The sequence below is a fragment of the Aphanizomenon sp. CS-733/32 genome (genome assembly GCF_028330045.1).
GTDB classification, from domain to species: Bacteria; Cyanobacteriota; Cyanobacteriia; order Cyanobacteriales; family Nostocaceae; genus Dolichospermum; species Dolichospermum gracile.
This window is the reverse complement of the sequence record NZ_JAQMSE010000165.1, coordinates 1-6,870: the sequence shown is the minus strand read 5'-3', so window position 1 is coordinate 6,870 and position 6,870 is coordinate 1. Positions and strand designations below refer to the sequence as shown.

The following is a 6,870-nucleotide window of genomic DNA, read 5'->3' as shown; positions in this document are numbered from 1 at the left end:
GAATAAGAAAGTGTTCGTTTCCTCCATGTTCCCTTCCTTCGTGCTACGCACATTAGTCAGGGAACTGTCGTCAACTCACGCGCCATTCATCCCACGCTCCTAAGAGTGAGACGTGGGGCTTCTGTCGGTTAAGCTAAATTAATAGATCCCCGACTTCTCCAAGAAGTCGGGGATCTGGGATCTATATCCTGAGCATGATTACAAGTGGAATTGATGAAGCACTGTACTCACTAAATGACGAGTAATAGGTAAACTATCTACCACCATTGCTAAACACAACAGCATCATGTAGGAAATGGAATACAAAAATAACTCGCGGGCGATGGTTTTATCTTCGGGATTTTGCAACAACCGCCAAGATTTATGGACAAATACTCCCCCTAAAGTCAAGGCAATAACAGCATAGACAATGCCACTGGCGTGTAAGGGGTAAAACAGCAAGATGGTTGCTGTGACAGTAATTACCGTATAAAACCAAATTTGCCTGACGGTGGCTTCATCGCCTACGACTACAGGTAACATGGGGATGCCTACCTTGGCGTAATCATCACGAATCATGAGTGCTAAAGCCCAGAAATGGGGGGGTGTCCATAAAAAGACAATGGCAAAGATGAGCCAAGCCGCCCAGCTTAAAGTATCTGTGACTGCCGCCCAACCGACTAAAGCGGGAATTGCCCCGGCTGCACCACCAATGACGATATTTTGAGTGCTATGACGTTTGAGCCAGTGAGTATAGACTAAAACATAAAAGATGATGCCAGAGAAGGCTAAGAATGCGGCTAAAAGATTGGCGCATACCGTGAGGAGGGTAAAAGAAAGTACAGCCAGGGCGATCGCAAAAATTAACGCATCCCGGGGTTGGATTTTCCCAGAGGGCATAGGACGATGGCGTGTCCGCTCCATGTCATAATCTATATCTCGGTCATAGATACAGTTAATGGTTTGGGCGCTGGCTGCTGCTAAAGTTCCACCAATCATGGTAATAATTAACAACCAAGGATCTACCTCACCTTTGGCGGCTATCCACATACTCCCAGCAGTAGTAATTAATAGCAGGGGAATAATTCGGGGTTTGGTTAGCTGGTAGTAACTTTGAACGACTTGGAGAAATGTGTCGTGTTGACGACGAGAGACATTAGTCTCAATCATGTTGGGTCTTTTTCCTTATTTTTCAAGAACTGGTCAGCAAACCGCTGTAAGCAGGAGTCAGGAGTCAGGAGTCAGGAGTCAGGAGTACAACTGAGTTACTGTGTTGGTGACGGAGGAAGTAAACGATCCCGTAGTGATAAAACTGTAAATACTACCAAAGTCCCCAGTAAAGTCGCACCGATAGCTTGGTGACAAACAGTGAGAGGTTCAACTTGTAAATGTAGACGGAAGGTAGCCACACCCAAGAGGAGTTGTAAAATCAACAAACCACCAGCCATATTTGCCAGTTTTCGCAGAGTCGGGTGCAGTGCGGGTGTTCGCCAAGAAATGAAAACAACTGCTAAAGTAGCGATGGTTGGCGGTACTAAGCCAAAAATATGGCTGTACATGACATCACAAAGTTGATAGCGAGGCGCTGCTGCAAGCAGTTCCCCTGCCAAACATTGGTGTAAAGCCCAACGCGAACCTACTATTGCACCCAGTAAACTTTGCAAGTAGACGCAAATAGCAGCAGTTAAACCCACCCAAGGCAACTTTCCTACTGTTCCCGTGCCTTGATAGGGACTCAAACTTGTGCCGATAATTAACAACGTGGTGAAAAATAGTAACGCTGTTCCTAAATGGGCGGTAACGATATCAAACCGCAATAATTCAGTTACAGTCAGTCCGCCGAGAATTCCCTGGAAGACGATTAAAAACAGGGCAAATGTGGATGCCCAAGGTAGCCATTTGGGTAAAGATTGACGATGCCACCAGGATAAACCACAAAGGGCGATCGCACTACAACCAATTAAAGCTGCATCAAGGCGATGAAACCACTCCAAAAACACTTGGAGATTCATTTGCTTGGCTGGAACTAACTCCCCATAGCACAAAGGCCAGTCAGGGCAAGCAAGACCAGCATTCATCACGCGGGTAGCGCTGCCTATAGCCATCAAAATTAAGGTGGCTACGCATATTTTCCACACCAAGGGACGAATTATCTCCTGGGGCTGTCGTGCTACTGTGGCCGCTTTATTTTGTTGTTCTAGGACAAATTCATTCATTAACAATACCTTCGGACTGCTTGTGCAAGAACAGTTGAAAATTTTCTATTTTGATTTAGTACCAACCTCTACTCACCCTAACCTATCGGTCAAAATGTAGAAATCAGCTTTCCCTTACACTTTGGATCACTTTAGCTAGTTTTCGCTGTAAGATTTTGTGCTGTTTTGCAGATGGAAATAATTAACCAATGGGAATTAATGGAAATTTCTGAAAATTTTTGCCTAATTGTCATCTAACCTGGGCAAGACAACTTATCTCCCTTGTACTCAAAATTGTGTTCTTAATCGAAAAAATTAATAAAGATTTCAGACCAGCGGACACTATATCTCATTCCCTGCACTACCTTAGTAAGTAGAGTTACTTTAACAAGTGAAGTAACTTACAGATAAAAATGCCTTTACCATTTTTTGCTTTGTTGGGTTGCGCTGTTGCCTAACCCAACCTACGAATCGAAGGTATTGAGATAAAATAGTCAATTAATCACCAAATCAGCCGTGAAAATTCCAAATGCAATCTGGACATTACTCATTGGCATTGTCCTCACACTTGCCAGTCTCTGGTACGGTCAAAATCACGGTCTGTTACCTGTAGCGGCCTCCGACGAAGCCCCTTTGGTAGATGGTCTATTCAACACCATGATGACTGTTTCTACAGGCATATTTTTGATTGTTGAAGGTGTTTTAATTTACGCTGTTATTAGATATCGTCGTCGGGCTGGAGACAATGAAGATGGGCCAGCAATTGAAGGTAATGTACCTCTAGAGATACTGTGGACAGCGATCCCCGCAATTATCGTTGTTGGTATTTCTCTCTACAGTTTTGATGTGTATAACAACACTGGTGGCTTTGATCCCCATTCGGCTCATGCTGCCCCGATGATGGAAGATGCCATGAATATGCCGCGAACGGCAAGCGCTGCTGTTGTCCAGGTATCACAGTCAGATACAAGTTCTCGTGAAGTTAAAAAACCAGCAGAATTAACCATTAACGTCACTGGACTTCAATATGCTTGGTTGTTTAACTATCCAGACAAGGACGTAACAACGGGTGAACTGCATTTACCCATTGGCAAAACTGTGGAAATCAACATGACAGCGAATGATGTGATCCACGCGTTTTGGATTCCTGAATTTCGGGTAAAACAGGATGCTATTCCTGGTAGACAAACCCATTTGCGATTTACACCCAGAAAAGCGGGTGATTATGACCTAATTTGTGCTGAATTGTGTGGTCCATATCACGGGGTGATGAAAAGCCAAGTAGTTGTGGAGACACAGGAAGCTTTTGATAGTTGGATGCAAGAACAACTAATTGCTGCTAAAGATATCCCTAATCAAGCGGTGGCTGTTAATTCTATGTCCATGACTGCTGATGAATTTCTCTCTCCTTACACTCACGATATGGGCATTCACTCAGAAATTCTGCATCAAATTAAGTAGTTTAGGAATTACTTGAGTTGCAGCAGTTACAAAAAGAGATTTTGAACCTTTAAGTTATACATTCATGCAGGGGCAGGGAGCAGGGGGATAAAATTCTTTCTGACTCCTGAACTCCTGAACTCCTGATAGCGTTCACGTAGTGTGCCGAAGGCATAGCGTGGCGTTAGCCATACTCCTGACTCCTTTTTTAAAATATGACACAAGCACAGTTAGAAGAAATTGCTAATGTCCCTAACCATGCTAAAGAACATGGGGAAAGGCATTGGCGAGACTTTTTCGGTTTTAGTACAGACCATAAGGTGATTGGGATTCAATATCTGGTAACATCCTTTGTTTTTTACTGCATTGGCGGCGTAATGGCTGATTTGGTGCGGACAGAATTACGGACTCCAGAGGTAGATTTTGTCACGCCAGAAATTTACAACAGTCTGTTTACTCTCCATGCCACAATCATGATTTTTTTGTGGATTGTACCAACGGGGGCGGGATTTGCGAACTATTTGATCCCGCTGATGATTGGGGCGAGAGATATGGCATTTCCGCGCCTGAATGCAGTAGCTTTTTGGATGGTTCCCCCAGCAGGTGTATTACTGGTTGCTAGTTTGGCGGTAGGTGATGCCCCGGATGCTGGTTGGACTTCTTACCCACCTCTGAGTTTGGTGACAGGCCAGGTGGGTGAGGGGATTTGGATTATGAGTATCCTGCTTTTAGGAACTTCTTCGATTTTGGGGGCGATTAATTTTCTCGTCACCCTTTGGAAGATGCGTGTTCCCAGTATGGGTATCTTTCAAATGCCCTTGTTTTGTTGGGCGATGATTGCAACTTCGGCTTTGGTGTTGGTATCTACACCAGTGTTAGCTGCGGCTTTGATTTTGCTGGGTTTTGATTTGCTGGCAGGAACAACGTTTTTTAACCCGACTGGTGGGGGAGATCCTGTTGTTTACCAACATATGTTCTGGTTCTATTCTCATCCGGCGGTTTATATTATGATTTTGCCTTTCTTTGGGGCAATTTCGGAAATTCTGCCAATTCATGCCCGGAAACCGATTTTTGGCTATAAAGCGATCGCTTTTTCATCCCTAGCTATCAGCTTTTTAGGGTTAATCGTCTGGGCGCACCATATGTTTACCAGTGGTGTTCCCGGTTGGTTGCGGATGTTTTTCATGATCACGACGATGATCATCGCTGTCCCCACTGGGATTAAAATTTTCGGTTGGTTGGCAACTATTTGGGGTGGCAAAATCCGCCTCAACAGTCCTATGTTGTTTGCCATCGGCTTTTTAGCCACTTTTGTGATTGGTGGCATTAGTGGGGTCATGTTGGCAGCAGTTCCTTTTGATATTCACGTTCACGATACTTACTTTGTGGTGGCACATCTCCACTATGTTTTGTTTGGTGGCAGTGTGTTAGGTATTTTTGCGGCTATTTACCACTGGTTCCCAAAAATGACGGGACGGAAGCTGAACGAATTTTGGGGTCAGGTGCATTTTGCCCTCACCATGATTGGTTTAAATATGACTTTCTTACCCATGCACAAACTGGGATTAATGGGTATGAACCGCCGCATTGCGGAATATGATCCTAAGTTCACGACTTTGAATCAAATCTGTACCTACGGGTCTTATATATTGGCGGTTTCGACGTTACCATTTATCATCAATGCGGTTTGGTCTTGGTTCTATGGGGAAAAAGCGGGCAATAATCCTTGGCAAGCACTGACTTTGGAATGGATGACTTCTTCTCCTCCTAGTATTGAGAATTTTGAAACTCTCCCGGTTTTGACTACTGGTCCATACGATTATGGTTATGGGGTGAGTGAGGAAAGAATTGAAACTGAACCTGTATTAACTCCCCAAACTGAATCAGCACTTTAAGGGATAAGGGGGAAAGGTAAGGGGAAAAAGGAAATAAAAAACCTTTCACCCATTACCAATTACCCATTACCAATTACCCATTACCAATTACCAATTTATGCAAGGTCAAATTATTGACACGGCGACAACTGAATTAAGTCACCATACAGCGGTTTCTCATCACGAGGAACATCCAGATCATCGTTTGACGGGTCTATTTATGTTTTTGGTGGCTGAGGGCATGATTTTTATGGGTTTGTTTGGTGCATACCTGACTTACCGTTCTACTATTCCTGTTTGGCCACCGACAGGGACACCGCATTTAGAATTGTTGTTACCAACTGTGAATACTTCTATTTTGATAGCTAGTAGTTTTGTGATGCACAATGCTGATACGGCTATTAAAAAGAATGATACGAAGGGAATGCAGCTTTGGTTGGCAATTACCGCAGCTATGGGGGCGATTTTTTTGGCGGGTCAGGTTTATGAATATACTCATTTGGAGTTTGGTCTGACTACCAATTTATTCGCTAGTACGTTTTATGTTTTGACCGGTTTTCATGGTTTGCACGTTACTATCGGCGTTTTAGCAATTTTAGCAGTTCTATGGCGATCGCTTACCCCCGGACACTACAGCAATCAAAACCGCTTCGGGATTGAAGCAGCGGAAATTTACTGGCACTTTGTAGACGTAATTTGGATTATTTTATTCGGATTACTCTATTTACTTTAGGTATTTATTACTTAGTTGTTCACTCCACTCGAATAACCTACAGTCCCCCCTCTTTGGGGGTTTTTTAATTTCTCTCTTTGCACTTTTTCAACTTGCCTGGGTGCTTCCATTTCTGTAAATAATTCTATTGCTTTATCAAAATTGACCTCACTGGGTTCAAATTTACCCATTTTCTGATATGTTAAACCTTGTTGGAAGTAAGCTTCTGCTAAATCACATTTAGTACCGATTTTATCTAATATTTTTATTGATTCTGAATGTTTGGAAAGTGCTTCTTCAAAATTATTCTGTATTCGTTCAAGTTCTGCTAAACCAGTTAAAGCCTTAGCTTCAACCTGAGTATATTTACTTTTTTCAGCAAATTCTATTGCTTTATAATACATTTTAGAGGATTCTTCAATCTTTGCTAAATTTTTGTAAGTTAAACCTAGAATAATTAAGACATATCCGTTACCCCATGAAGTTAAGTCAATATTACAATCTAAGAGGTTGTTTGAAAAGTTTTAGGTTGTGATTTTAGGTACTTACAGATCCCCCCTAACCCCCCTTGTTAAGGGGGGAAATAGAGTCAAAGTCCCCCTTGTTAAGGGGGATTTAGGGGGATCTGAAAAAATTTGATACACCATGAGAGACTTTTCAAACACCCTCT

At 42.9% G+C, this 6,870-nt stretch carries 6 protein-coding genes; 3 read left to right on the top strand and 3 right to left on the bottom strand.

What is annotated here, in order from left to right:
* Window positions 1-198: 198 nt before the first annotated feature.
* Window positions 199-1,149, bottom strand: a complete 951-nt coding sequence (locus PN471_RS13170; protein ID WP_271777230.1) for a heme o synthase — start codon at window positions 1,147-1,149, stop codon at window positions 199-201.
* Between the two features lie 95 nt (window positions 1,150-1,244).
* Window positions 1,245-2,195: a COX15/CtaA family protein gene (locus tag PN471_RS13165; protein WP_271777229.1), complete on the bottom strand. Its 951-nt coding sequence runs from the start codon at window positions 2,193-2,195 to the stop codon at window positions 1,245-1,247.
* Between the two features lie 495 nt (window positions 2,196-2,690).
* On the opposite strand from PN471_RS13165, the gene PN471_RS13160 reads away from it, so the two are divergent.
* From PN471_RS13160 to PN471_RS13150, 3 genes are all read left to right on the top strand, one after another.
* Complete coding sequence (locus tag PN471_RS13160) at window positions 2,691-3,635, top strand: cytochrome c oxidase subunit II (RefSeq protein WP_271777228.1); 945 nt, start codon at window positions 2,691-2,693, stop codon at window positions 3,633-3,635.
* Between the two features lie 194 nt (window positions 3,636-3,829).
* Window positions 3,830-5,509 (top strand): cytochrome c oxidase subunit I, encoded by a 1,680-nt coding sequence (gene ctaD / locus PN471_RS13155; protein WP_271777227.1) that lies wholly within the window; start codon window positions 3,830-3,832, stop codon window positions 5,507-5,509.
* Between the two features lie 97 nt (window positions 5,510-5,606).
* Window positions 5,607-6,221, top strand: a complete 615-nt coding sequence (locus PN471_RS13150; protein WP_271777226.1) for a cytochrome c oxidase subunit 3 — start codon at window positions 5,607-5,609, stop codon at window positions 6,219-6,221.
* An 11-nt stretch (window positions 6,222-6,232) separates the two neighbouring features.
* On the opposite strand, the gene PN471_RS13145 is transcribed toward PN471_RS13150, so the two are convergent.
* The gene (locus PN471_RS13145; protein ID WP_271777231.1) at window positions 6,233-6,655 is read right to left on the bottom strand and encodes a tetratricopeptide repeat protein; all 423 of its coding nucleotides are present in this window, start codon (window positions 6,653-6,655) and stop codon (window positions 6,233-6,235) included.
* Window positions 6,656-6,870 lie beyond the last annotated feature (215 nt).

Bases quoted from the DNA above. Each gene is read 5' to 3' on its own strand.
- PN471_RS13170 (WP_271777230.1), bottom strand. From the start codon at position 1,149: ATGATTGAGACTAATGTCTCTCGTCGTCAACACGACACATTTCTCCAA.
- PN471_RS13165 (WP_271777229.1), bottom strand. From the start codon at position 2,195: ATGAATGAATTTGTCCTAGAACAACAAAATAAAGCGGCCACAGTAGCA.
- ctaD (WP_271777227.1), top strand. From the start codon at position 3,830: ATGACACAAGCACAGTTAGAAGAAATTGCTAATGTCCCTAACCATGCT.
- PN471_RS13150 (WP_271777226.1), top strand. From the start codon at position 5,607: ATGCAAGGTCAAATTATTGACACGGCGACAACTGAATTAAGTCACCAT.